The organism is Nocardia sp. NPDC050408, assembly GCF_044458905.1.
In the GTDB taxonomy this organism is placed as follows: Bacteria; Actinomycetota; Actinomycetes; order Mycobacteriales; family Mycobacteriaceae; genus Nocardia.
Genome location: NZ_JBITIL010000003.1, coordinates 115,414 through 139,849, shown reverse-complemented (window position 1 = coordinate 139,849; position 24,436 = coordinate 115,414). Strand labels below are relative to the sequence as shown.

Sequence of the window (24,436 nt, the reverse complement as noted above, 5' to 3'; positions counted from 1 at the left end):
GGCATGGCCAGACGAGCATCGAAGCGGACAAACCCTCGGAGCTGCTCAACAGTCTCCGGAAACGACCACCCGAACGCTAACCACGCGCCGTGAACGACCCCCCTCCACTCAGTGAACAGCGCACAGCGAAATCAACAGAGCCCGTTGGGTTTTCGTTTTCATCGCGACCGGAGCTGTTCACTGTTTGTTCGCCCCGCCAGGTCGCGGAATATTCGCGCTGGCGACGCATCATCAGGCGCGGATGCCGCCGTAGCGGTGCCTATGGTGCTGCTCGACTGAGCGTGCATGCCGACTGAAGCGGCTGTAGCCCAGCATTTTCCAGAATAGCGACCTAATCTACCGGTCTGTCCCGGCTTGGACCGCTAGTTCGATCGAGGAATAGCGACGATTGCCCGTCTATCGCTGTGACCGCGAGCGTGCAGCATCGCGAAAATCATCGGATCTCCCGATGAATACCGACCCTACAGCGGATCCGGGTTGACGTAGCCGGATTTCGGCGGCTCGATGATCACTTCCGGTTCAGCGGAGGGGCCGAGCGGCGGACGCTCGGCGACTACCGCGAACTGGCCCGTATGGTGTTCGCGGATGCGGGCTATTCGCAATACTTTTCGGCGAGCGAGGAACCAGCCACCGACCAAGGCCGGGCCCAGGATGACGATCATGGCGAGTACGGCGCTGCGCTGAACCATATCGCCGCTGGAGGCCATCAGGATTACCACGGCGGCAAGGAAGAGCAGGGTCGCGACATCGGTGTAGGGCGCGCCGGGTAGCCGGGAGGCTGGACGCCAGGCCAAACCGCGCCGCCACTCGCGCCACAGTCGCAGATGACAGAGCACGACCGCGGTCCACGACACAATGGTGCCGAGCGCCGATACGTTCAATACGATCTCGAAGGCCTGGTCGGGCACCACCGCATCGAGCCCGACCCCGACCAGGGCGATCGCGCCGGTCGCGAGGATGCCGACGTAGGGTACGCCCGTCCGCGACATGCGCGACGCCACACCGGGTGCGCTGCCGTTCATCGACATCGAACGCAGAATCCGGCCGGTCGAGTACAACCCGGCGTTGAGACTGGAGAAGGCAGCGGTGAGCACGATCAGATTCATGATCGAACCGGCCGCTGGCACACCGATTTTCGCGAAGAACGTGACGAATGGACTTTCCCCGGCCCGAAAGACCGTATAAGGCAATAGTAGTCCGAGCAGTACCAGCGAGCCGACGTAGAATAGTCCGATACGGGCGATGACGGAGTTGATCGACCGCGGCATGATCGTCTCCGGATGCTCGGCCTCGCCAGCCGCAATGCCGACCAATTCGACTGCGGCATAGGCGAATACGACGCCCGTGGTCACCGTGACCAGCGGCAGCAGGCCGGTCGGGAACAACCCGCCGTGCTGGGTGATCTCCCCTACACCGGTCGGCGCCCCCTGAATTGTGAAGCGGCCGGCCAGGAAGATGGTACCGACGATCAGGAAGCCCACCAGGGCCAGGACTTTGATCAGCGCGACCCAGAACTCCAGTTCGCCGAACCAGCGCACCGAGATCAGATTGGTACTCACAACCGCGATCAGCGCGACGAGCGCGATCACCCAGTGCGGGACGCCCTCGAACGCGCCCCAATAGTGCACATAGGTGGCGATGGCGGTGATATCGACGATCCCGGTCATGCACCAGTGGAAGAAGTAGGTCCACCCGACCGCGAAAGCCAGCTTCTCCCCATAGAACTCGCGCGCATAGGAGACGAACGATCCAGCGGAGGGCCGATGCAGCACCAATTCGCCGAGCGCGCGCAGGATGAAGAAGACGAATACGCCGCATACGGCGTACACCAGGAACAATCCCGGTCCGGCGCTGGCCAGTCGCCCACCGGCACCGAGAAATAGCCCGGTGCCGATCACCCCGCCGATCGCGATCATCTGCACTTGGCGCGCGCGCAGCGATCTGCGATAACCGACATCCTCGGCATGCAGCGCATCTGCGAGCGCCGATAATTCAACTGGTCCCCGAACTGCGATCACGACCAGGCCTTCCAGTGCGGGAAGTCATGTCGCGGAAGAATGTACCGTTATTTAGCGGTACATTCAATGAGTTTGTTTGAAGTTTCAACGGGTACCCTAGCGGGTCCGATCACATCCGAGACTACCGGCCAACCGGTTCGTGCAGATGCACAAAAGCCGAGGTCGAGGCTCTGCATCATGCCAATAGCCCCGCGCCGTCAATTGCGGTGAGCTGAATCCAGCACGCCGAACCCATGATCGGCTGGCGGATAAATGGAGATTCGGAGGATGTGGTGAAGCGATCTCGGCGGCGGCTCACGGTGCTCGCGGTGGCGGCAGGTCTGGCGGTGGCGGCGGGTCTGGCGATGGGCAGTTTCGGGGTGGCGGCCGCCGATCCGGCATTCCCGCCGAATTTTCCGCCGGATCAGAATCAGCTGCCGCAGTTGCCGACCGAGCCGCATATCTACGATCTATTGCCGATCCCGTCGCCGGATCAGGACCCGTGGTACGACGATCCCGCGGATCTCGCGTCGTATCAGCCGGGCCAGATAGTGCGCAGCCGCGAAGTGCAGACGCGGGTGCTCGGCATCCCCTTCCCGGTGTACACCGAACAGCTGCTGTTCCGCTCGAACGATGTGCACGACAATCCGATCGTCACCGCGACAACCGTTGTGGTGCCCGGCATTCCATGGCAGGGCAGCCCTCGGCCCGTGCTGTCCTTCCAGGAGGCGATCGACTCCACCGACTCGGCCTGCAACCCCTCGCACACCCTGCAGACCGGCACCATGAAGGAGTCCGCGCTGGTGATCTCCTGGCTGGCACAGGGTTTCGCGATCAACCTGCCGGACTTCGACGGGAAGTTCAATACCTTCAACACCTACGCCGAGGGCAAGATGGTCCTCGACAGTCTGCGCGCGCTGAAGAACGAGCCGGGCCTCGGACTCACCGATTCCGGCATCGCGCTGTATGGATATTCCGGGGGCGGTTCGGGTTCCATTCGCGCGGCCGAGCTGCGAGCGAGCTACGCACCCGATGTGCGGCTGCTCGGCACCACCATCGGTGGCACGCCTGGCGACCTGGTGGCAGAGGCCTGGTATGCGACCCAAGCGGAACCCGGGCTCACCGGTACGAGCAACTTCACCATGTGGCTCGGCTTCGCGAGTCTGGCCCGGGAGTATCCGGACGTCTTCGATCCCGCCGATCTGCTGACCACCGAGGGGCAGCAGATCATCAAAGACGTCCGAAGTCGTTGCTACGCAACCATTGCACTCACCGGTGTCTACCGACCCATCAGTGCCTACTACCAGCCCGGCAAGTCGCTGGAATCGTCGCCGGGGATCCTTCGAGTCCTGCAGGACAACAGCTTGGGCAGATACCTTCCGGATACACCGATCCTGTGGTGGCACGGCCTGTGGGATGAACTGATCCCACCGTCGGTAGTGCTGCCGACGGTCCAAAGCTATTGGGAGCGTGGCGCGGATCTGCGCTTCTACACCGTTCCGGTCCCCGAACACATCGTCAATGCCGTCACCGGCTGGCCGCCCGCGGTGGCCTGGACCAGCGCGGTGCTGCGCGGCCTGCCGCCGGGGCCGAAGTTCAAGGCGGATTTCCAGCCGCTGCCGCCCGGCTTTCCCGGAAGCTGAAAACGGCTGTGTCCGAACCGGTGATCGCAAAATGTTGCCGGTATCGGTCGGGTGTAGTGGCCAGCTGCCGCGAGAAGACCCGGTGCAGCGTCTCACCGTATTTGTAGCCGACCGCTTTGGCGATCGCGACAACCGTCAGATCTGTCGTCTCGAGCAGTCGCCGGGCCGCCTCGACACGTAGATTCTCCACGAAAGCAGCTGGCGTACTGCCGGTTTCGGAACGAAAGGCGCGGGCGAAGGCGCGCTCGCTCAATCCCGCCCTCGCTGCCAACGCGGCGACACTCAAGTCTTCGTCCAAATGGTCGGGCAGCCATTGCTGCACCGCCCGGATCGCCGGGGTGCGCGCGGGCTGCGCACGTAGTTGGGCGCTGAATTGCGCTTGGCCGCCGGGTCTTCGGGTGAAGACGACGAACCATCTGGCAATCAACTGCGCCACCTCGGTGCCGTGATCCGCCTCGACCAGGGCGAGCGCGAGATCGATGCTCGCGGTGACCCCCGCCGAGGTCCACCGGTTGCCATCGTTGACGTAGATCCGATCCGGCTCGACCAGCACCCGGGGGAAACGCTCGGCCATCACCGCACACGCGCCCCAATGCGTTGTCGCACGATAACCGTCGAGCAATCCGGCACCGGCCAGCAGGAGCGAACCGGCGCATACCGACGCCACCCGCCGCGATCGCCGGGCAATGGCCGGAAGCTCGCGCACCACCTGGGCGGATACCGACGGGACGAAGGCGCCGTTTCCACCGATCACGATCATGGTGTCGATCTCGTCGTCACCGGTGGCGATCTCGGGCAGGGCATGTTCGACATGCATCCTCAGACCACCCTCCACCGCGACGGTGCCCGCCCGCGGCGATGCCGTCACTACGTGGTAGGCAGGTGCGCCGAGGATGGCGTTGGCCGCACCGAAAATGTCCATGGGACCGGCCAATTCGATCAGCTGGATGCCGTCGTAGACCACGAGGACAATCGTGCGGGGCGTCGACACGTCCCTATCATCACCGCACACCCCCAGGGCTGTCACGGCAATGTGCAGTCCGATCACCCCGCGTGCCGGACCGGCGCGACCACACCGGCGGCATGCCGTCCGAGGAAGGGAATGATCAGATCGGCGACGCGGTCACCGAACTGCGCGTGCGGATAGTGCCCGGCGTTCTCGATGACGACCACCTTGCCGATGCCCATGGGCATGGCCGCGACGATCGCCATGGCTTCGGCCTTCGGGTCCGGGAAATCGGGATCCTCGGCACCCATGATCAGCAGCGCGGGCCGGTGCACCTGTGACAGCGCCGCCTCGGCATCGGCCGGAGTGGTCTTACCGGCCTTGCGGAACTCGCGCCACCGGCCGGGTTCGCGCAGGGTCGTCAGCACGCCGTCGAGGTAGCTCGAAAAGTCCTCGGGCTTGGTCGGATACGCGATATCGAGGTACCCGCGCCACAGCCGAGGCGAGCCCAACAGCAGCGTGCCCATCAACCGCACCAGACCGCGCCGGTATCGCGGCACCGTCCACAGAGCACCGATATCCAGTCGCTGCCTCTTGGTGAACGGGTTGATCTCGACGATGGCACTGACCAATTCGGGCGCCTCGGCCGCGGCAATGGTCGCCGCGCCGCCGGACAGGGAGTGGCCGACGATTACCGCCGGGCCGCCGAAATGCCTTACCACACTGAGCAGATCGCCCGCGACATCGGTTCGGTTGATGGCCGCCTTGCCGGTTACCGACGGCCAGCCGGGGCTGGATTCGCCGTGCCCGCGCAGGTCGGCATTCACCACCCGGTAGCCCGCGGCGACCAGTCGCGGTACGAGATGGCGATAGTCGTGCCGGGAGGTTCCGATGCCGTGCGAGAGCACCACCAGCGGTCCGTCCCCGACGACATCACAGGCTATCCGGCCCTCCTCGAATGTCACGAACTCGGTCATTTGTCTTACCTTCCAGGCGTTTTCGAAAGGTCGCGTGACGCGCGATGTGCTCGAATTGAACGCCGGAATCGCCCCTTTGTCGGTAGCCCCGACCGGATCGGTCAGATAGACAGCGGATTTCGTCAGTCCCTGATCCAACCGGCCCCGACCGGCTGTTAGCGCACCTCAGCGCGAGCTACCTTGCAGCTAGCACAGCGGCTAAGATGTGATTGGCGTCACATTTTATAGGTCGGGGCAACGATACCGAGGAGGACAATCATGTCCGGACTGGTGCAAAAGAGTTTCGACAAGCCCGAAGAGACCCGCTTGTTCGAGGAAGGCAAGGGCAAACTCGATCTGGTCAATCTCGACGGCGGCCCGGTCGGCCGAGCGGTTTTCGAACCCGGTTGGCGGTGGTCGCAGCACGTCAAGCCGATCGCCCAGACCGACAGTTGCGAAGCAGCCCATATGGGCTACTGCCTCTCGGGCCGACTGATGGTGGCCATGAACGACGGCGAACAACAGGAATACGGCCCCGGCGACTTCATGATCGTCGCACCCGGACACGATGCCTGGGTCGTGGGCGATGAACCGTGCGTCATGCTCGACTGGCAGGGTGTCGCCGACTACGCCAAGCGGTGAGCACTCAGTCCCAACTCGGCGCGGCGTCGTAGCGGCGGCGCATCTGACGGCGACGGTAGAACACCTCGTCCACCGAGAGCGTCGTGGTGGTGACCGGCGCCAAGCGGATGTTCAGGCCGAGTTCCCTGATGCGATGCTCCAGATCGATGCGGCGCTCCGGCGGCAGGTTGGACCACATCGTCTCGAAGCGGCCACGAACCGGAGTGTCGGCGGCGGCGATCAGGTCCAGCAGCAGCGGCCAGTAGTGGGCCTCGGTGGCGATGCCGGGCAATGCGGACACCATCGCATCGTTCATCTGCGCGAGCAGCGCTATCATCCGGCGCTGGATGCCGGCGTCGGCGTGTGCCATCAGGCTGAAAAGTCCACGCCAGAGGTCGGATTCGATGCGGCCCTCCAGGCTGCCGACCAGTCCGGCCAGCGCCGCGTCGTTCGCGATGATCGGATTCGCCGCAAGGGCCCCCAGGGCCCACTTGCTCAGCCGTCCGATGAAGGTCAGCAGCTCCGGTGCCGCACCGGCCCGGAGATAGGTCGCGATGAGATTGCCGATCATTTCGGTGGACCCGACGCTGAGCAGAACATCGCCGATCGACGCGGACAGATCGGCCTCGCAGCGCGCGAACGTGGACAGCGCGGCCAACTGCAGTCCCGTCGACCCGGTGAGCACGGTGTGCACCATCCGCGGAACCCGCTGCCGCGGCCCGGCCAGCAGTTGACGAAAGATGGCGCTCACACCTGTGACGGAATAGGCGTATGCGGCGGAGAAGATCAGGCCCTCGTCATCGAGCACGCCCTGTTCGAAGGCCACACACAGGGTCGGTGTGGCGAAGGCGTCGAGGAACGGTCCCGCTGTGATGTAGTCCTTGCGGGCCAACATTTCGTTGAGAATCCGCACGATGGGTTCCGGCGGTGCCACCTCGGCGAGCTGGCCGACAGTGCGCGGATCCATATACGGCGCACAGTCGGCCACATACGCGGGCGCCAGCATGGCAACCGTCTCGGCTGCCTTCTTCGGATGATCGACACCGACCGCACCCGCGGCCCGACCCGTCATCATCGGCGGCACGAGGCGCTGCACCAGCGGCATCGAGATGCGCAGCGGAATGATCGGCACCAGTTTGCTGATCCGCTCGAACGTCTCGTTGTGCTGGTCGAAGATCAGTCCCGCCAGCCGTTCCTGGAGTTCGTGCAGATTCTCACTGCCCAACCGCTCCAGATGCGCGAGTCGCTCCACTGGCGCATGCAAAGTCCGTGACAGCAGGACGATCTGGGCACCGGTTACCAGATCACTCATCAGCCGAGCCGGCTCCCGAACATGATCTTCTTCGTCACCGCACGGAACGGTCGGGGCAGCGCGCCGACCATCTCATCGACGGCCTCGATGAGCGCCGCCGTCTCGAGTTGCTTAGCCGCGCGGAACATCTCGAGCAGTTCGGCGGCCTCCTGTTCGGTGATCAGCCCGGTTGCCGCCAGCGGCCCGCGTAGTTCGTGTTCTAGGTCGGTCCTGGCGGTCATAGGGCTACCCGTTTCTTCTTCTATCGCAACGTCGATCACTCGTGAAAGCCCCGAGCATAGGGGTCTCGGCGACCGGGCGGGGCAGTGCGTAAAGAATTCGTTATCCAAAGATCTTCATAACTTTTTTGAAAGGGATGGCTTCCTTTTTATTTGTGCCGCAAGACAACTCGGGTTTTGTTCTCAGTCACGGGAAGTTGCGCGTTCGGCTGTGTGCGCACATCTGTTTGTATCTGGGCATGATGGATCGGTGTCGGCTCGCCAAGGTCCATTCCTGCCTCGGGAGCCACACATGCCCACGTCCGGCCTGACGCGCCGGTCGTTTCTCGGCGCGACGGGTATCGGCACCCTCGCGCTCACCGCCGCGTGCACCGGCATCGCCACCACGGGAAGTGGCGGCATGCTCTTTCTCTCCACGCAATTCCGCCCCGCCGACGAGGCCGAGCGGTTTCGCAACCTGCTCGGCAAGACGGCACCGGGCGTCAGCTATGTGACCATCGAGGAGAGTCCGTTCGCGAGTCAGGTGCGCAGCCAGGTCGGGGCGGGCTCGACGCAGGTCGGTCTGCTCGGCGGGTTGCACGGCGATATCGCACCGCTGGCCGACGGCTATCTCGAGGATCTCACCGGCCTGCTCTCCGATCTCGGCAACCGCGGCTGGCCCGCCGCCTACCTGCAACTGGCGCGCGCCGGTACCGACCGGACGTGGTACATCCCTTGGGCCACAGCCAGTTACGTACTTGCCGCGCACGCCGACGCACTGCAACACCTGCCGTCGGGCGTGGATGCCACGGCCCTGACCTACGACCAGTTCCTCGACTGGGCGATCGCCGCGCGCCGCGCCAATGGCAACCGACCGATGCTCGGACTGCCCGCCGGGCCGAAAGGACTGCTGCACCGCTTCACCCAGGGTTATCTGCTGCCGTCGTTCACGGCCGGTCAGATCACCACCTTCCGCTCGGCGGAGGCCGTGACGGCCTGGCAGTACTTCCGCGAACTGTGGGCCAATTGCGCACAGTCGAGTACGAATTACGACTTCATGCAGGAGCCGCTGGCCAGTGGCGAGGTACGCATGGCCTGGGACCACGTCGTGCGCCTGGTGCACGCGCCCGAACACGACCCGCAGGATTGGCGCATGCTGCCCGCACCGTGGGGCAAACACGGTCTCGGCTATATGGCCGTGGTCGCCGGGCTCGCGATTCCCAAGCGCAGCACCGATGCCGAACTCGCGCAGCGCACCATCAGCGCGCTGACCAAACCGGAAGCCCAGATCGAACTGCTGCGCTCCAATGGCTTCTTCCCGTCGGTCGACACCATCATCCCGGACGATCTGCCCCCGGCGGTCGAACTCGAGGCCGATGCCGTGCACCGGCAGCAGCAGGCACCGGGCGCGATCCTGTCGCTGCCGCCGGTCGGTCTCGGTCAGCGCGAGGGTGAGGTGAGCAAGGTGTTCAAGGACAGCTTCCGCTCGATTGTGTTGGACGGCGCCGATATTCGAGCCACACTCGATCAACAGGCGCGGGTGCTGCAGGGCATTCTCGACGAGCTGAAGGTGCCGTGCTGGGCACCGGATCCCGTCGCCGACGTCTGCGGGGTGGGGTAGGTATGCGAGCGCGTCTCGGTTCCCCGTGGATTCTGCTGCTGCCCTCGATCGTGCTGCTTGCGGCGTTGTTCGGTTGGCCATTGGTTCGGGCGGTCTTCGACGCGTTCAGCGACGATCACGGCTTCACGATCGCGCACTGGCGGCGCTTGTTCGACGATCCGTATTTCCTTACCTCGCTGCGCAATACGCTGCTGTTGATCGTGATCGTGGTGCCGATCCAGTTGGTGCTCGCGGTTGGTATGGCGCTGCTGATGCAGGCGCGGCCGCGGTTCGCGAGCGGTCACTTCTACCTGTGGTGCGTGCCGCTGGCGATCTCCGAACTGGCCGCCGGACTGGTGTGGTTGTCGATCTTCGGCAGTCGCGGATACCTCAACTCACTGCTGGTCTGGCTCGGGCTGTCCGAGGACGGCGTGCAGTGGTTGAACTATCAGCACACCGGCACCATGCTGCTCGCGGTGGTGATCGCCGAGATCTGGCGGGCGACCTCGCTGGTCTTCGTCATCGTGGTGGCGGGCGTGCAGCTGATTCCGCGAGATTACGACGAGGCCGCCCAGGTGTTCGGCGCGAACTTCTGGCAGCGGCTCCGGCATGTGACGCTGCCCCAGCTCGGACCGAGTCTGCAGGTCGCGCTGATCCTGCGCACCATTCTCGCGTTGCAGGCCTTCGCCGTGGCGCAGGCTCTCACCGGGCGCGACTTTCCGCTGCTGGTCGGCGAAACCTACGAGTGGTACTCGAATCTGCAGAATCCGGCGGTGGCGAGCGCGGTTTCGCTTGTGGTGCTGGTCATCTCGCTCGGGACCGCGGTGTTCTATCTGCGGACGGTCAGGGCGCCGGAGGGGTCGCGATGAGCGAGACCAGGGTGCTACCGCCGATCGATCGCGCACCGCTGCGCCGACGCCGGTGGCGGGCCATCGGAGTGCAGGTGGCGTGCATCGCGGTGACGCTGTTCATGGCGCTGCCGATCGTGCTGATCGGACTCGCCGCGGTGTCCTCGCGCGAGGCGCTGAACGAGTTCCCGAAACCATTGCTGCCCAGCGAATTCTCCACCGAGACGCTGCAGTCATTTTTCCGCGCCACCGGAACCGTTCCAGCACTGGGCAACTCGGTGCTCGTCGGGCTCTACACGGTCTTCTGGTCGCTGGTCATCGGCGCGCCCGCCGGATATGCGTTGGCCCGCAATGTTTTCCGCGGCAAGGACACCTATCAGATATTCATCCTGTTCGTGCGGGCGCTGCCGATCGTAGTGCTCTCGGTGCCGCTGGCCACGATGTTCCTGCGGCTGGACGTTTACGACACCGTCTTCGCGGTCACGCTCGTGCACACCACGCTAGCGCTGCCGACCACCGTGCTCATTACCGCGAGCATTTTCGTCGCGGTACCGGCCGATCTCGAGGAGGCGGCGCGCGTATTCGGTTGCACACGCTGGCAGGCGGCGCGCAAAGTCGTTGTGCCGCTGGCGCTTCCCGGGCTCGCGGCATCGTCGATCTTCACCTTCGTGCTGTCGTGGAACGAGATCCTCGGCGCGACCATCGTGACGCTCGGACATCGCACGCTGCCCGCGCAGGTGCTCACCACGCTCGGTGAGGCGTCGACGCCGTACCGGTTCGCGGGCGGGTTCGCGCTGATCATTCCGGCGCTGGTCTTCATCTTCGTGATGCGGCGCTACCTGGTGAACATGTGGGGGACGACGCTGAGATGACAGAGGTTGGGATGACAGAGGTTGGAATGACAGGGGTGTACGGCATATGGCCGAGGTGATTCTGCGGGATCTGGTGAAGACCTACCCCGGCAGCACGACGCGCGCCACCGACCAGGTCTCGCTCGAGACCGCCGACGGCGAATTCATGGTGCTGCTCGGGCCCTCCGGCTGCGGTAAGACGACGCTGCTGCGCATGATCGCCGGGCTGGAACTGCCCGACTCGGGGCAGATCGTGATCGGCGGCAAGGATGTCACCTACCTCGAACCGCGGCGGCGCAATCTGTCGATGGTGTTCCAGTCCTACGCCGTCTTCCCGAATAAGAAGGTCGCCGACAATATCGGCTTCGGTCTGCGGGTGCACGGCGTGCCAACCGAGGAGATCCGACGCAAGGTCGCATGGGCCGCGGATCTGCTGCAGCTCACGCCGTACCTGGATCGGTACCCGGCGAAGTTGTCCGGCGGCCAACGCCAGCGCGTCGCGGTGGCACGCGCGATCGTCATGGATGCCGATGTGCTGCTCATGGACGAGCCGCTATCCAATCTGGATGCGCTGCTGCGACTTTCGTTTCGGGCCGAGCTGAAGAAGTTGGTCGGCGAGCTCGGCACCACCACGATCTATGTCACCCATGATCAGGTCGAAGCGCTGTCGCTCGGCGATCGCGTCGCGGTCATGCGCGACGGGCTGATCGTCCAATGCGGTTCGCCGACAGCGGTTTACGACGGACCGGCGACCGAATTCGTCGGCGGATTCCTCGGCAGCCCCCCGATGAACTTCCTCACCGGGATCGTCGACATCGGCGAGGCCGGACCGCATATCGATCTCGGCGGGCAGGCACTATCGGTGCCCGCCGCGCTCGCATCGTTCAACGGTAAGAAGCTCAACCTCGGCATCCGGCCCGAGGCCATTGTCGTCGGCGCCGAAGCGGGCACCGATTCGGTGCGCGCCGAACTCCAGGTGCTGGAGCCGCTCGGCTCGTCCACCCTGCTGACCACCGATGTCAGCGGCCAGACCGTCAAGATTCAGACGCAGCCCGGCTTCCGGGCCGACCAGGGCGATGCGCTGAACCTGCACCTGCCGGCGCAGGCCTGTCGCTGGTACGACCCGGAAACCGGATTATTGCTGGAGAGCTCAGTGTAGATATCCGGTGGAAACTTCGCCGTATCCGATCAATTCGACGCCCGAATATTGTGGAGTCAATCCTTCCATGCGTACCGGTGCGCCATCGAGAGTCAGTTTTGCCTGCTGCAAGATGCGGCAGCTCGGTGAACAAATATTGTGGATGGCCATCGCGCGCCGCGCCTGCCCCGGCGTCAATTCACCCGGATCGGTGAAACAGTCGCCGATATTGGAGATTATCGATCGCATTATCGGCTAACCAACTCTCACGGGCACGGCTGATACTTGCACGATCCGACCACGGCCGGCGGTGAGCGACACCAAGGCGATATTGCCGATAGCAGTAATCAGTGGACCCGCGACCGTAGCGAATTGATATCCACTCGCCAGCAGCACTCCCAGTACACCGAGCGCACCAGCGAAGGCATTCGCGGCGAACATTTGCCAGGTTTCTTCCTGAGGCTTCGACCAGGCGTGCCGCAGCGTCGGAATGGTGGCGATGAGATTGGCGCAGATAGCCACCACCGCACCGAACGTCTTCTCCGATATTTCCACCGTGACCAGTACACATGCGATGGAAGAGAGCAAGCAAGCCCAATCGATATTGTCCCCGGGTCGCAGACTCACGCCACGGCGCAGACCGAGGGCGATAACGGCGACATTCATACTCGCCGACGCAGCATTGATGCCGGCCGCAAGATATGCGCCCGCCAGATATGCGACCACCGCGAATACGATATTGGCAGTACACCAGGCCACCCAAGACGCCATCCGCGGTCGCGTGACGCCGTCCATAATTCCGACCAGATATGCGACCACTCCATACAGTGAGATGCCGACGCTCACCAAAGCTGCCGACGTACTCGGACTCCAGAACTCACTCACGTGCACCATTCCTCGTTTTTCGCGCAGACATGCGCAAGACAGCCACAACCGGCAATTCAACCCGCATGCGAACACACCGAAGGAGACAAATCCGGTGCGACGATGGGGACCGTATCTGCCGTGGATGAACACTTCGGGATGATTTGTTCGTTCGCGATTGAAACTATCGTTACACGGAGGTTCCGGCGCGACAAACGCGACAGGTCGGCCGTAACGAACTTTTACGTCGGTAACTGACGCTTAACAGGATTGGTTACTGAGCTCACATCGATGCGGAATCGACATCAACAAGCGCGGTTTCGAGGGCAGACACACGAAGACCCCAGCCGTAGCTGGGGTCTCCCGTGGTTACGCCGACCGTTGTGCGAGTCGAAACCTCTGCACCCCGGCCTCGGTAGTGAGCCTGCCACACTTGCCGGGAATCGTCGCGCCGAGCGTGGCGCCTGCGGGACGTCGCAGCGCGCGTGCATCTGTAAGTCCGGTTGAGTCGCTCCCGACCAGGCAATATCCATCGACCGAAGCTTTGTTAAGATAACGAAACGGCAACTTCGTGATCATCCCGTGTCCGAACTGTTCGACTCGGAATGTAGGGCTCATGACAGGATCCCGATGGATCATGCAGCCGCAGTGCCGTTTTCGAGTTCGGCAACCGAAGAGCGCCGGGCTCGGACTACCGTGGCAGCAATGACCGCTCACCCTGCTGGAGGCCTTTTTGCGCAGCATCGCCCGCATATTGCTCCTCATCTCAGCGCTCCTCGGCATCGCCATGCCGACTTTGCCCGCCGCGTTCGGCGCACCGGTCACCGATGACTTCACTGCCGGAAAGATTGACGAGTTGCTGGCAGTGCGGACTGCCTCGCCGGGCTCGAGCAAGGGTGAGCTGATCGAACGCTTGTCGGCTCGCCTGCTCGGGACGCCGTATGGCGCGGATATGCTCATCGGCTCGGCGGACCAGCCCGAACAGTTGGTCATCGACCTGCGGCGGGTGGACTGCTTCACCTATCTCGACTACGTCCAGGCGCTCAGCAGGTCCAACGATCGCGACCAGTTCGTCGCGAATCTGATCGCGACCCGCTACACCGACAGCCGCGTCGAGTTCCAGCAGCGTAAGCACTTCTTCAGCGATTGGTCGCATATCGCGCGCATCGCGGCCACCGATATCACCGGCACGCTGAGCCCGACCGCGGTGACCGTCACCAAACACCTCAACGCGAAAGCCGATGGCGGAATGTATCTTCCAGGCGTGCCGGTGGTCGATCGCGATATCACCTACATCCCCAGTGCCGCAGTAGACGAGGGCGTCATCGGTGGGCTCCGCACCGGTGACTACATCGGCGCCTACGCCGACCAGCCGGGACTCGATGTCACCCACGTCGGAATCTTCGTCATGACACCGAGCGGCCCGGTCTTCCGCAACGCATCCTCACTCGCCGCAAACAACAAGGTGGTCGACTCCCCCTTCGCCGAATACGTGCGCACGACCCCGGGCATCATGGTGCTGCGCGCGCAGTAGCCGCACATCCGTCCGGGGTGTGATCAGTCCGAGGTCGGCATCGTGGCGGCGATACAGCGGTGACCATGGACCTTCGAGAACGGGCGTAAGGCCCATATCGAGCGGCACAGGACGCGAAGACACTCGATGGTATGACCCATACCAGCGCTTCTCCCGTACGTTCGGTGCCGGACCACCAGACAGTGCTGGCGGCGATGCGCTTGGCCAGCCGAGCACCGTCGCTGCACAACACCCAGCCGTGGCGTTGGGTCTTCGACGGGGTCCGACTGCAGCTGTATCGCGACGACGACCGCCTGCTGACCTCAGCAGATCCACTTGGTCGACAGCTGGTGATCAGCTGTGGCGCGATGCTGCATCACGTGCGTACCGCCTTTGCCGCCAAGCGGTGGCACACCGATACCACGCGGCTGCCCGATGCCGGGCGCTCCGACTACCTCGCGGTTATCGAGTTCCGGCCCTGGCCCGATCCGCCGGACGGCGTGCTGGCCCGTGCCGGCGCCATCGATCGGCGACGTACCGACCGACTGCCGCTGCTCGCGCCGACCGGCCTGTCACAGCTCCTGCACACCGGAAGAATGCTGGTGACACCGCACGACCTCGCACTCGATGTCCTGGACGAGAGTGCCCGCGCGAAACTGGCAGGTGCCTCCGACCACGCCACCGCGGTCCGCCGCTACGACACGGAATACCAAACCGAATTGCATTGGTGGGCTGGACATTCCGGCGACCTGGAAGGTGTCCCGCGCGAATCCTTGGTCTCCGATGCCGAATTCGCCCGCGTCAGTGTGGGACGCGCCTTCCCGGCGGCGCCGCATTCGGCCCGCCGCGGCGATCTCGAGGACCAGGCGCGACTGTTGGTGCTCAGCTCACCCGGCGAGTCGGTCACCGCGTGGCTGCACACCGGCGAAGCACTTTCCGCTCTCCTGCTGGAATGCACGACCGCCGGACTGGCAAGTTGCTCGATGACCCACATCACCGAAATGCCCTCGGCCCGAAAGATTATCGCCGGCATGCTCGCCCACCCCGGCATCCCGCAGGTAATGATCCGAGTCGGCACCGCACCCGACGACGAACCCGAAACCCCACCGGCACCGCGCCGCCCGCTCACCGACATCCTGACGATGCAGCCTTGAATCGAATACCACCAGCGTGCTGGAGCCGCGGCCGGACGGTGCGCGGCGGGCAGGCGGGCGACGATATCGGCGCGGGCATGCCGGCGCTCTACAAGCTGGCCGCCCGCGCCGGACTCGCCCCGGCCGGCCCCCGTCGACGATCTGTCCGGCAGCTCGAGATCTCGAGCGGTTCGGTCGACACACAGGTGCCCGGACCGACGTCGGTGGCCGCATGATGCTCTGCCGCGACCTGCTGTTTCGCCCGGTGTGACATGGGATACACCACCGGAGCAGAATACGCATTATGGAAGACAAATCGACCGTGTCCGGCCAGCCGCCGGTGACGGAAACTTTGTCTCAGCTGCGGCTGCGTGAACTGCTCGGCGAGGTCCAAGAACGCATCGCCCAGATTGTCGGTGTCCGCGATCAGATGGACCGTCTGATCGAGGCGATGCTGGTGGTAACCGCCGGATTGGACCTGGACAACACGCTGCGCTCGATCGTGCACACCGCCATCGAGCTGGTCGACTCCGAATACGGCGCGCTCGGCGTCCGCGAAACCGACGAGACCAGCAACGAGCTCGCCGAATTCGTCTACGAGGGTATCGACGACCGGACTCGGGTCATGATCGGCGATCTGCCGCGCGGTCACGGTGTCCTCGGCCTGCTCTTCGAACAACCGAAACCCATTCGGCTGCTGGATCTTTCGAAGCATCCATCATCGGTCGGCTTTCCCGCTCACCACCCGCCGATGCATTCCTTCCTCGGCGTACCGGTGAAGGTGCGCGACGAGATCTTCGGCAACCTGTACCTGACCGAGAAGGCCGGTGGTCAGGAATTCACCGAGGACGACGAAGTCGTGGTGCAGGCGCTGGCCGCCGCCGCGGGTATCGCCATCGCCAACGCCCGCCTCTACGAACAATCCCGGACCCGCCAGCAATGGCTGGAGGCCAATCGCGATGTCGCTACCGAACTGCTCGCCGGCGGTGAACCGAATGAGGTGCTGGAGCTGGTCGCCGACCGGGCGCTGCAACTGACCCAATCGGCGTGCAGCTTCCTCGCACTCCCCGAAGATCCGGATATTCCACCCGACGAGGTGACCGACCTGGTCGTCGTCGCCGCGGCCGGTGTCGATGCGCACAAGCTGACCGGACAACGCATTCCGATAAACGAGTCGGACTCGGGCATCGCATTTCGGGACAACCGGGTCCTCGCGGTCGACCGGCTGAAATACAGCCTGCGGTTCGGCAAGCCGACCGAATTCGGTCCGGCGCTGGTACTGCCGCTGCGGGCCGAACAGACGGTCATCGGTGTGCTCACGATCCTGCGCCCACCGGGGTCCGGGCCGCTCGACACCGCCGGGCAGGCAATGATGGCTGCCTTCTCCGCCCAAGCCGCACTGGCACTTCAACTGGCCCAGAGCCAGCGCCGCAACCGCGAACTCGATGTGCTCTCCGACCGCGACCGGATCGCGCGCGATCTGCACGACCACGTGATCCAGCGCCTCTTCGCGGTCGGTCTCTCGCTGCAGAGCACCGCCCAGCGGGCCCGGGTACCCGAGGTCAAATCTCGGCTCACCGAGACCATTCAGGACATCCAGTCGATCGTGCAGGAAATCCGGCATTCGATCTTCGATCTGCACAGCAGCACCGCCGCGGATGCCCCGACGCTGCGCAAGCGGTTGCACAGCATCATCGCCGAAATGATCGGAGAAAGCGGGTTGCGCACCACGGTTCGGCTGGCCGGACCGGTCTCGGTGTTGGAGCCGCCGCTGTCCGAGGACGTCGAGGCGGTGCTGCGCGAGGCGGTGAGCAATGCGGTGCGGCACGCGTCGGCGACGACGGTATCGGTCCAGCTGCGGGTGCGCGACGATGTCACCATCGAGATCATCGACGACGGTGTCGGCATACCCGACGACTTCGAGCGCATGAGCGGATTGGCGAATCTGGCGGCCCGCGCAGAGCAGGCGGGCGGCAGCTTCAGCATTACCAACGGCGAGGACGCAGGCACGGTGTTGCACTGGTCGGCGCCGCTGCCCTGAGCTGGCTTGCCGGGCTCAACCCTTCGCATGAGCGGTCTTTGGACCCTGTGGTTTGTGACCAACGCCAGGCGTGCGCGAGGGCCTCGGATTCCTAACCTACGAGTAGCCGATCTATCGGAAACCCGAAGGGAAACCGACCATGACCACCCAGCACCACGATCCACATCGGCTGGCGTCGGCCGAAGTAGTGGTCGGAACCGACAGCTCCGAAGCGGCCGATCTCGCCGTCCGATGGGCCGCCGAAACCGCCTCCCAGCGGGGTCGACGTCTGCGCATTGTGCACGGTCTAGACCTCGCGGCAGCGGGGTCGGTCTACGGGATCTACGACGTGATCATGCCGCCGGTTATCGATGCGATCCGACGCGAAGGCGCGGAGATGCTGCGTAGGGCTTGCCGAATGGCCCATCAGGTCGATCCGGATCTGATCGTGGAAACCGAACTTTCCGAAGCCAATCCGGCACATCTGTTGATCGAGCTCTCCGAGGCGGCGCATCTGGTCGCGATCGGCACGGCGGGTTCCGGTGGCACCCTGAGCTATCTCGGATCGACGCTGCTCGCGGTCGTAAGCCATGGCCGCGGTGCGATCGTGGTCGTGCGTGACACCGGCGCCGAACAGCGGACCCGACGCGTCGGCCCGGTCGTGCTCGGCGCCGACGGCGGACCGGTCAACGCGGGTGCCGTCGGGGCCGCTTTCGCCGAAGCCAGCGAACGCAGAACCCGACTCGTCGCCGTCCACGCTTGGAGCGACCTGGATTTCGGCCGCTTCACCGGACTCCCCTACGCCGTCTGCCATCACGACGCCGAGACCGCCGGACAGGCGATCCTGACCGAACAGCTCACCGGCTGGCAGGAGAAGTACCCGGACGTGCAGGTCATCCGCAAGGTGTACCTGTCGGGGCCGCGGCAGGCACTGCGCGAATGGTCGCGTTCGGCGCAGCTGCTCGTCGTCGGCAGCCGAGGGCGCGGTGGATTCCGCGGACTGTTGCTCGGCTCCACCACCGATGAGCTGGTGCAGACCGCGCACTGCCCGGTCATGGTCGTCCGCCCGCAGTAGAGCGCGGTACTCACCTGGTCCGAAGCAAGCTCGGCGCTGACCCCGTCCGCCGCAAGCGCGCGCGGCGAGTTCCCAGGGTGCGTTAATCGGGGCGCACGGTGATGTTCACATCCTGTTTACGATGTCGGGATGCTGATTCAGGACGCGCAGGAGAGATCGGTCGCACCTGCGGGGGAAGTGGGGACGGCGCGTCCGTGGCGATCTCGGTTGATCTGGGGCAGTTTCGTCGGCGCGGTTGTGGTGCTGGTCGCGGGGCAGTTGATGGCCGTGCATATCAATGCGCTCGGCCCGTTGACCAGTCTTTCTTGGGACTATGTCGGACGACCCAAGTCGGCGACGACGCCGTGGGCCGGGTTTCTGTTGGCGCTGATCGGCGTCTCCTGGAATGTGCGGGTGCGTGCGCTGGCCGCGGCGGTCGGCATCGATGTGGTCTTCGTGATCATTCGGGCAATCGAGGGGCGGCTGTTCACGGTCGGCAACGGTCCGACCATTGTGCTCACCGCGCTTGCGGTGATCGCGGCCGTGCGCTGGACCGGTGCTCGGCGCGAAACCGCGCTGCGCACAATCGCTCTCGGTGCACTGCTGATCCTGGCGACCAAGGTCGGCGAGATCTGGCTGGACATCACCGCATGGGCCTGCCCGACTGTGCTCGATCCCTATGCCGAACTTGCCGATCACGCGCTCGGCAATCCGTCGTGGCTCATCGGACAGGCGCTCGACGCGGCGGGACCGGTGCCGCTGGGTGTGGTGCGCTGGGTGTATTTCGAACTGCCGGTCGCGGCCATCGTGGTCGCCGCGTGGCAGCTGCGGGGCGTGACCGCGGGTGTGTGGCCGCGGCACTATCTGGTGCGCACATTCCTGACGCTCGGCGTGGTCGGCCCGCTGTTCTATGTGGTCTTCCCCGTGGTTGGGCCGGTGCTCGCATTCGGCCCGCAGGGGCAGGGTTTCGAGCTCGCCGATGTCTGGCCGAATATCGTTCCGGCACTGCCGTCCTCGGTCGATTCGATGCAATTCGACGGCATCACACCGCGTAACTGCATGCCGTCACTGCATACGGCGTGGGCGCTGTCGCTGTTCATCCATTCTCGGCGCGGGCCGCTCTGGTTACGCTGGGGTGGTGCGTTCTGGCTGGTCTGCACCCTCGTCGCGACGCTCGGCCTCGGTGCTCACTATGGCGTCGACCTCGTAGCGGGCGCGGCGCTTTGCCTGACCGTCGAATCCGTCCTGCGTGATCCGGACCGGGGTTGGGACCGCGGTCGAGTGCAGGTCGTCGCCTTCGGTATCGCGATGTTCGCAGGGGTGCTGCTGTGCGTACGTTTCCTCGCGCTACCGATGGCGAGTTACCCGTTCCCGTTCGGGGTCGCGATCCTCGGCGTATTCGCCGCGCTGGCGTTCACCTTCTACCGGACCTGGTTCGCGCAGGAGCTCTCGGACGCCTCGGAAAAGGCCGAAAAGGTACTGAACCGCTGATTTGTGCGCAGCGTGCCGGTCATCGCGCCGTCCGGTAGGCGACGGTGCCGCCGCCCGCTGCGGACCCGAAACCCATTGCGCGCCAGCACTGATGAAATCGCCTTTTCGCGCAATCCCCGCTCTGTGCCGTCTCCCGTGCCAGACTGACGGCGTGAGTGAGCAGGACGGCACCGAGAAGACCCGCCCACCGACCCGCGATCGCGGCGACGCGATCGGCGCCGGACTCATCTGGCTGGCGAAATGGTCGCTGTGCATTGTCGCGATCGCGGCGGGCGCGTGGGTGCTCGGGACCGTCGTCGCCGCCCTCTGGGTGGTACTGCTGCCGCTCGCGCTGGCGCTGATCGTAGCGACAATACTGTGGCCGCCGACCCGCTGGCTAACAGCGCACGGCTTTCGGCCTGGCGCCGCGGCATCGGTCACCCTGCTCGGATTCATCGGAGTCCTCGCCGGTGTCATCGCGCTGATCGTCCCGTCGGTCGTGGACCAAGCCCCGGAACTGGCCGATAAATCCACTGAGGGCGTCAATAAGGTGCGTGACTGGCTGCACGGTCCGCCGCTGCGCATCCGCGACGAGCAGTTGCAAGCCGCGGTGGAGGCGATCACGCAGCGGCTGAAGTCCAGTTCGGAACAGATCGCCTCCGGCGTCTTCACCGGCGTGACCACCGCGACCTCCACGCTGGTGACGCTGTTCCTGGTGCTGGTACTGGCGTTCTTCTTCATCAAAGACGGTCCACGGCTGCTGCCGTGGCTGCACGCCGTACTCGGTAGCCGCGGCGGCAGGCACCTCGAGGAGGTGCTGAACCGGATCTGGTCCACCCTCGGCGGATTCATCCGCGTCCAGGCGCTGGTGAGTCTGATCGACGCGGTATTCATCGGCGCCGGGCTGGTGATCATGCACGTCCCCCTGGCATTCGTGCTCGCGGTAATCACCTTCATGGGCGGTTTCGTGCCGATGGTCGGCGCATTCGTCGCCGGGGCGCTGGCGGTGCTAGTGGCACTGGTCGGCAATAGCGTGACCACAGCGCTGATCGTGCTCGGCATAATCATCGCCGTCCAGCAATTGGAAGGCAATGTGCTGCAACCGGTTCTGCAGGGCCGCAGCATGAAATTGCATGCCGTGGTGGTCCTGGTCTCGATCACCGCGGGCGGCTCCCTCTACGGCATCATCGGCGCCTTCCTCGCGGTGCCGGTAGCGGCCGTGATCGCCGTGATAGCCCGCTACCTCGGCGAACAGATCGACGTCGTCACCGCACCACCTGACGAATCCCCCGAGCCCGAGCCCGCCCCGGAGTAGCGAAATCGGTCAGTGCGACGGGCAGCCGCACCCCGACGCCCTCGCCCATCTGCGAAACGGCTGCCGCAGCGCCAATGGGTTGTCCCGAATAGGGTCTTGGCCTATGCGGGATAGTCACTGGCTCTGCGGCAGCGATCTGAGTGGGCGGGCGTGATCGTGTTGCGGCGGCCGATCGCGGTGTTCGATGCGGGGCTCGGGAGTTATTCGGCGGTGGAGTTGTTGCATCGCAGGCTGCCCGATCGCGACATTGTCTATCTGGCCGATCGAGCCAGTTTTCCGTATGGGGCGAAGGAGCGGGCGCAGCTGCTGTCGGTGGTTTCGCGGGCGGTGGAATTTCTTGCCGGATACGAGCCGAGCGCAATTCTGTTGGCCTCCAATGCGCCCTCGGTGACCATCCTGGACGAGCTGCGCAGTCCAGTGCCGATTTTCGGTGTGCGGCCGCCGGTTCGGGAGGCGCTCGCGGTTGCCGATGAGGTGGCGGTGCTAGGTGTGCGCTCGCTGGTACAGAGTCCGGAAATGCGCGAATTCCTCAGTGTGCAAGCGGGTTCCGCCGCCGACCGTGTCCATGCCGTGAATGCCTCGCCGCTGGTCGAACTGGTGGAGAGCGGCGAGTTCCTGTTCAACCGCGAACACACGGCGCGGCAAGTCGGCGCATTCTTGGACGACCTACTCGCCGCGCATCCCGGCATCAACGCGGCGACACTGTCGAGCACCCATCTCCCTTGGCTGCGTGACTATTTCGAGCGGGCCCACCCTGAGCTGCGGCTATTCGATCCGATCGAGGACGTGGTCGACCGGATCCGCCCGCTGTCCACACCCGGGAGCGGCGCTGTTCTCGGCCTGGTGACCGAGAACGAGCACTACCCGGCGAGCGAATTCCGCGAAATGCTCACCCGCCTCGGCATCGGCCTCGAAATGCATCCGGTGGTCGTGCCGTAAACGAGCTATGCGGAGTACTTGTAGAAACCCTCTCCGGTGGCGATGCCGAGCTTGCCCTTATCGATGTAGTTGGTCTTGAGCCAGGCCGCGAGCTCCTGTCCGTCCTCGCTGTTGACCAGGATGTTGTAGGGGGTGGTCAGGCCGATGATGTCGAGCATCTGGAATGGCCCGACCGGTGCGCCCGTACCGATCCGCCAGGTCTTGTCGACCGCCTCCGGTTCGGCGAATCCGCCCGCACCGAGGGCCATGGCCGCATTGAGCAGCGGTACCAGCAGCGAATTGAGGACGTAGCCCGCCTTTTCCTTGTGCAGTTCGATCGGTTCCATACCGATCGCGGTGGCGAACTCGACGACCGCCCGAAAGACCTGCGGATCGGTCTCGGCTGTGCCCATTACCTCGGCGGTGTTGTACCGCCACACCAGATTCGCGAAGTGCAGCGCGAGGAATTTGTCGGGACGTCCGGTGTAGTCCTTCATATCGCTGGGCAGCAGGGTGGACGAATTGGTGGCGAAGATCGTCTTCGCCGGCGCGAGTTCGCCCAGTTGCCGGTAGGTCTGCTCCTTGATGGTCAGCACCTCCGGCACCGCCTCGATCACAAGGTCGGCATCCTGCACGGCCGCAGCGAGATCCGTCGTCGAGACGATGCCCGCCTCCGTCTTCTCGGCCTTGCTATCACCGCCGGGCACTTCGATGCGATAGGTCGCCGCAAGCTTGGCGAAGCGGTCGCGGGCACCGGCGATGGCCTCCTCGCTGATGTCGTAGGCGGTGACATCGAATCCGTGGAATGCGGTCTGGAATGCGATCTGCGATCCCAGCACCCCGGTTCCGAGAACGGTCACCTTGCGAATGGTCATTGCTATCTCCTTCCTCCGCGGGGCAGAAGTCCGCCCCGGGATGTCATCGGTGTCGTCGAGGGAGATCATCGCTGGTCGGGCACCACCGCGGCGATGCATCGCCGCAACATCATGACTACCTATCGCGTCTGCGAACAGCTCGCGCGGTGCGCGCGGATCGGTCCCAGCTAACTCACAGCCACGGGCTAGGGTGCGCAAATATCGCGATTCCAAGATTGTCTTGTCGGTCCGGATCGGACGGGTCGACGGTCTCGGACGGAGACCCGACAACAGGAGGAACGTGGATGAAGATCAAGTCGAAGCTGGCGAAGGGTGCGATCGCGGGCGGTGTGCTGGTCGGGCTGCTGGGCGTTGGTGCGGGTGTGGCGAGCGCCGATCCGGGACAGGGTCAGCGTCCAGGTATCGAGCAGCAACAGCAGGGCCACGATCAGCGGTCGGACCAGCGCCAGGACCAGCAGCGGCATGATCAGCAGCCACAGAGCCACGGCTTCTGGTTCTTCGGCCAGTGGATTCCGCTGCCCTGATCCCGACCCGATGCGATGCGAAAGGCCCTGTGTCCGTTGAACATGGGGCCTTCGCCGGTTTGTCCGCCCACAGCGTAATCCCCGGCCGGATCGGCGGCCGCGGTCGTAGGCTCTGCCTATGACCGAGCTGCACTCGATCCAAGGTGGACGCGAAGACCGACCTCGGCACACCGAGGAACCACTGTGGCGCGAGGTGCTCGGGGAACGGCTGCGCACGTTGCGGCAGGAGCAGCGCGAGACCTTGGTCGAGACCGCCGGTCGCGCGGGTATTTCGCCGCAGTACCTATCCGAGGTGGAGCGCGGCCGCAAGGAACCGTCGAGCGAGATGATCGCGGCGCTGGCCGGTGCGCTCGGCACCACCCTGTTCGGTCTGACCGAGCAGGTGGCCGACGAATTACGGGCTCATCGTCGGCTCACCTTCGCCCGCCAGTCTATGCCGCGCACCAAGGCCCGGCCCACGCTCATGGCACTCGCCGCCTGAGTCAGGGTTGCCCGTCGCCACACTCCGCCGCACCGGCCACTCGCCACGGGCCGTGGGCCGAACTCGCCGCCCAAGCAGCGGCCAACCGGACGCTGGCCCCGCGGCCGCCGAGGTGAGTCGGATGGCGGCTCGAAGTCCAACCACCATTCGACCTGCGCGC

At 64.8% G+C, this 24,436-nt stretch carries 24 protein-coding genes; 16 read left to right on the top strand and 8 right to left on the bottom strand.

Translation table 11 applies throughout. The annotated features are described in order from the left end of the window. Positions 1–461: 461 nt before the first annotated feature. Complete coding sequence (locus tag ACIBJI_RS10380; protein ID WP_364350295.1) at positions 462–2,018, bottom strand: amino acid permease; 1,557 nt, start codon at positions 2,016–2,018, stop codon at positions 462–464. A 344-nt stretch (positions 2,019–2,362) separates the two neighbouring features. Here ACIBJI_RS10380 and ACIBJI_RS10375 point away from each other — a divergent pair, with 344 nt between their 5' ends. Continuing rightward, entirely contained in the window at positions 2,363–3,640 is a 1,278-nt protein-coding gene (locus tag ACIBJI_RS10375) for a lipase family protein (RefSeq protein WP_364350678.1), read from the top strand. On the opposite strand, the gene ACIBJI_RS10370 is transcribed toward ACIBJI_RS10375, so the two are convergent. Together ACIBJI_RS10370 and ACIBJI_RS10365 are read right to left on the bottom strand one after the other, a co-directional pair. Next, positions 3,594–4,631: a DJ-1/PfpI family protein gene (locus ACIBJI_RS10370; protein ID WP_364350298.1), complete on the bottom strand. Its 1,038-nt coding sequence runs from the start codon at positions 4,629–4,631 to the stop codon at positions 3,594–3,596. The genes ACIBJI_RS10375 and ACIBJI_RS10370 overlap by 47 nt on opposite strands. A gap of 53 nt (positions 4,632–4,684) precedes the next feature. Continuing rightward, positions 4,685–5,563: an alpha/beta hydrolase gene (locus ACIBJI_RS10365; RefSeq protein WP_364350301.1), complete on the bottom strand. Its 879-nt coding sequence runs from the start codon at positions 5,561–5,563 to the stop codon at positions 4,685–4,687. A 258-nt stretch (positions 5,564–5,821) separates the two neighbouring features. Here ACIBJI_RS10365 and ACIBJI_RS10360 point away from each other — a divergent pair, with 258 nt between their 5' ends. Then, positions 5,822–6,184, top strand: a complete 363-nt coding sequence (locus ACIBJI_RS10360; RefSeq protein ID WP_364350304.1) for a cupin domain-containing protein — start codon at positions 5,822–5,824, stop codon at positions 6,182–6,184. Positions 6,185–6,188: 4 nt separating this feature from the next. Here ACIBJI_RS10360 and ACIBJI_RS10355 read toward each other — a convergent pair whose 3' ends face one another. Continuing rightward, positions 6,189–7,475 (bottom strand): hypothetical protein, encoded by a 1,287-nt coding sequence (locus tag ACIBJI_RS10355; RefSeq protein ID WP_364350307.1) that lies wholly within the window; start codon positions 7,473–7,475, stop codon positions 6,189–6,191. Beyond that, a complete protein-coding gene (locus ACIBJI_RS10350) occupies positions 7,475–7,696 on the bottom strand; it encodes a hypothetical protein (RefSeq protein WP_364350310.1) in 222 nt (73 codons plus the stop codon). The genes ACIBJI_RS10355 and ACIBJI_RS10350 overlap by 1 nt, the downstream gene beginning before the upstream one ends. 289 nt (positions 7,697–7,985) lie before the next feature. Here ACIBJI_RS10350 and ACIBJI_RS10345 point away from each other — a divergent pair, with 289 nt between their 5' ends. Genes ACIBJI_RS10345 through ACIBJI_RS10330 form a run of 4 tightly spaced genes read left to right on the top strand, consistent with a single transcriptional unit; the run spans position 7,986 to position 12,130 of the window. Beyond that, entirely contained in the window at positions 7,986–9,293 is a 1,308-nt protein-coding gene (locus ACIBJI_RS10345) for an ABC transporter substrate-binding protein (protein ID WP_364350313.1), read from the top strand. 2 nt (positions 9,294–9,295) lie between these two features. Further along, positions 9,296–10,141: a sugar ABC transporter permease gene (locus ACIBJI_RS10340; protein ID WP_364350316.1), complete on the top strand. Its 846-nt coding sequence runs from the start codon at positions 9,296–9,298 to the stop codon at positions 10,139–10,141. Next, a complete protein-coding gene (locus ACIBJI_RS10335) occupies positions 10,138–10,992 on the top strand; it encodes a carbohydrate ABC transporter permease (protein WP_364350319.1) in 855 nt (284 codons plus the stop codon). Before ACIBJI_RS10340 ends, ACIBJI_RS10335 begins: the two co-directional genes overlap by 4 nt. Positions 10,993–11,038: 46 nt before the next feature. After that, on the top strand, positions 11,039–12,130 hold the full coding sequence (locus ACIBJI_RS10330; RefSeq protein ID WP_364350322.1) for an ABC transporter ATP-binding protein: 1,092 nt from the start codon (positions 11,039–11,041) through the stop codon (positions 12,128–12,130). On the opposite strand, the gene ACIBJI_RS10325 is transcribed toward ACIBJI_RS10330, so the two are convergent. Then, positions 12,122–12,358 (bottom strand): hypothetical protein, encoded by a 237-nt coding sequence (locus ACIBJI_RS10325; protein WP_364350325.1) that lies wholly within the window; start codon positions 12,356–12,358, stop codon positions 12,122–12,124. The two genes, ACIBJI_RS10330 and ACIBJI_RS10325, sit on opposite strands and share 9 nt — an antisense overlap. A 6-nt stretch (positions 12,359–12,364) precedes the next feature. Beyond that, positions 12,365–12,994, bottom strand: a complete 630-nt coding sequence (locus ACIBJI_RS10320) for a hypothetical protein (RefSeq protein ID WP_364350328.1) — start codon at positions 12,992–12,994, stop codon at positions 12,365–12,367. 712 nt (positions 12,995–13,706) lie between these two features. On the opposite strand from ACIBJI_RS10320, the gene ACIBJI_RS10315 reads away from it, so the two are divergent. From ACIBJI_RS10315 to ACIBJI_RS10280, 8 genes are all read left to right on the top strand, one after another. After that, positions 13,707–14,507 (top strand): DUF1460 domain-containing protein, encoded by an 801-nt coding sequence (locus ACIBJI_RS10315; protein WP_364350331.1) that lies wholly within the window; start codon positions 13,707–13,709, stop codon positions 14,505–14,507. 131 nt (positions 14,508–14,638) lie between these two features. Further along, the gene (locus tag ACIBJI_RS10310) at positions 14,639–15,640 is read left to right on the top strand and encodes an Acg family FMN-binding oxidoreductase (RefSeq protein ID WP_364350334.1); all 1,002 of its coding nucleotides are present in this window, start codon (positions 14,639–14,641) and stop codon (positions 15,638–15,640) included. Next, positions 15,637–15,855 (top strand): hypothetical protein, encoded by a 219-nt coding sequence (locus ACIBJI_RS10305; RefSeq protein ID WP_397083812.1) that lies wholly within the window; start codon positions 15,637–15,639, stop codon positions 15,853–15,855. The genes ACIBJI_RS10310 and ACIBJI_RS10305 overlap by 4 nt, the downstream gene beginning before the upstream one ends. Positions 15,856–15,923: 68 nt before the next feature. Continuing rightward, positions 15,924–17,660, top strand: a complete 1,737-nt coding sequence (locus ACIBJI_RS10300; protein WP_364350340.1) for a GAF domain-containing sensor histidine kinase — start codon at positions 15,924–15,926, stop codon at positions 17,658–17,660. A gap of 139 nt (positions 17,661–17,799) precedes the next feature. Continuing rightward, complete coding sequence (locus tag ACIBJI_RS10295) at positions 17,800–18,714, top strand: universal stress protein (RefSeq protein ID WP_364350343.1); 915 nt, start codon at positions 17,800–17,802, stop codon at positions 18,712–18,714. A 129-nt stretch (positions 18,715–18,843) separates the two neighbouring features. Continuing rightward, positions 18,844–20,184 (top strand): DUF5933 domain-containing protein, encoded by a 1,341-nt coding sequence (locus ACIBJI_RS10290; RefSeq protein WP_364350346.1) that lies wholly within the window; start codon positions 18,844–18,846, stop codon positions 20,182–20,184. Positions 20,185–20,335: 151 nt separating this feature from the next. Then, positions 20,336–21,478 carry an AI-2E family transporter gene (locus tag ACIBJI_RS10285; RefSeq protein WP_364350349.1) on the top strand — a complete coding sequence of 381 codons (1,143 nt, stop codon included), beginning with the start codon at positions 20,336–20,338 and terminating at the stop codon, positions 21,476–21,478. A 150-nt stretch (positions 21,479–21,628) separates the two neighbouring features. Further along, positions 21,629–22,417 (top strand): glutamate racemase, encoded by a 789-nt coding sequence (locus ACIBJI_RS10280; RefSeq protein ID WP_396955661.1) that lies wholly within the window; start codon positions 21,629–21,631, stop codon positions 22,415–22,417. A gap of 5 nt (positions 22,418–22,422) precedes the next feature. Here ACIBJI_RS10280 and ACIBJI_RS10275 read toward each other — a convergent pair whose 3' ends face one another. Beyond that, a complete protein-coding gene (locus ACIBJI_RS10275; protein WP_396955660.1) occupies positions 22,423–23,271 on the bottom strand; it encodes a 3-hydroxyacyl-CoA dehydrogenase in 849 nt (282 codons plus the stop codon). A gap of 284 nt (positions 23,272–23,555) precedes the next feature. On the opposite strand from ACIBJI_RS10275, the gene ACIBJI_RS10270 reads away from it, so the two are divergent. Both ACIBJI_RS10270 and ACIBJI_RS10265 read left to right on the top strand, forming a co-directional pair. Next, positions 23,556–23,795 (top strand): hypothetical protein, encoded by a 240-nt coding sequence (locus ACIBJI_RS10270; RefSeq protein ID WP_396955659.1) that lies wholly within the window; start codon positions 23,556–23,558, stop codon positions 23,793–23,795. A gap of 118 nt (positions 23,796–23,913) precedes the next feature. Beyond that, positions 23,914–24,276 (top strand): helix-turn-helix transcriptional regulator, encoded by a 363-nt coding sequence (locus tag ACIBJI_RS10265; protein WP_364350361.1) that lies wholly within the window; start codon positions 23,914–23,916, stop codon positions 24,274–24,276. Positions 24,277–24,436 lie beyond the last annotated feature (160 nt).

Coding starts and splice junctions, on each gene's coding strand:
- ACIBJI_RS10375 (WP_364350678.1), top strand. CDS start 2,363: ATGGGCAGTTTCGGGGTGGCGGCCGCCGATCCGGCATTCCCGCCGAAT.
- ACIBJI_RS10365 (WP_364350301.1), bottom strand. CDS start 5,563: ATGACCGAGTTCGTGACATTCGAGGAGGGCCGGATAGCCTGTGATGTC.
- ACIBJI_RS10360 (WP_364350304.1), top strand. CDS start 5,822: ATGTCCGGACTGGTGCAAAAGAGTTTCGACAAGCCCGAAGAGACCCGC.
- ACIBJI_RS10355 (WP_364350307.1), bottom strand. CDS start 7,475: ATGAGTGATCTGGTAACCGGTGCCCAGATCGTCCTGCTGTCACGGACT.
- ACIBJI_RS10350 (WP_364350310.1), bottom strand. CDS start 7,696: ATGACCGCCAGGACCGACCTAGAACACGAACTACGCGGGCCGCTGGCG.
- ACIBJI_RS10345 (WP_364350313.1), top strand. CDS start 7,986: ATGCCCACGTCCGGCCTGACGCGCCGGTCGTTTCTCGGCGCGACGGGT.
- ACIBJI_RS10340 (WP_364350316.1), top strand. CDS start 9,296: ATGCGAGCGCGTCTCGGTTCCCCGTGGATTCTGCTGCTGCCCTCGATC.
- ACIBJI_RS10335 (WP_364350319.1), top strand. CDS start 10,138: ATGAGCGAGACCAGGGTGCTACCGCCGATCGATCGCGCACCGCTGCGC.
- ACIBJI_RS10330 (WP_364350322.1), top strand. CDS start 11,039: ATGGCCGAGGTGATTCTGCGGGATCTGGTGAAGACCTACCCCGGCAGC.
- ACIBJI_RS10325 (WP_364350325.1), bottom strand. CDS start 12,358: ATGCGATCGATAATCTCCAATATCGGCGACTGTTTCACCGATCCGGGT.
- ACIBJI_RS10310 (WP_364350334.1), top strand. CDS start 14,639: ATGACCCATACCAGCGCTTCTCCCGTACGTTCGGTGCCGGACCACCAG.
- ACIBJI_RS10300 (WP_364350340.1), top strand. CDS start 15,924: ATGGAAGACAAATCGACCGTGTCCGGCCAGCCGCCGGTGACGGAAACT.
- ACIBJI_RS10295 (WP_364350343.1), top strand. CDS start 17,800: ATGACCACCCAGCACCACGATCCACATCGGCTGGCGTCGGCCGAAGTA.
- ACIBJI_RS10290 (WP_364350346.1), top strand. CDS start 18,844: ATGCTGATTCAGGACGCGCAGGAGAGATCGGTCGCACCTGCGGGGGAA.
- ACIBJI_RS10275 (WP_396955660.1), bottom strand. CDS start 23,271: ATGACCATTCGCAAGGTGACCGTTCTCGGAACCGGGGTGCTGGGATCG.
- ACIBJI_RS10270 (WP_396955659.1), top strand. CDS start 23,556: ATGAAGATCAAGTCGAAGCTGGCGAAGGGTGCGATCGCGGGCGGTGTG.
- ACIBJI_RS10265 (WP_364350361.1), top strand. CDS start 23,914: ATGACCGAGCTGCACTCGATCCAAGGTGGACGCGAAGACCGACCTCGG.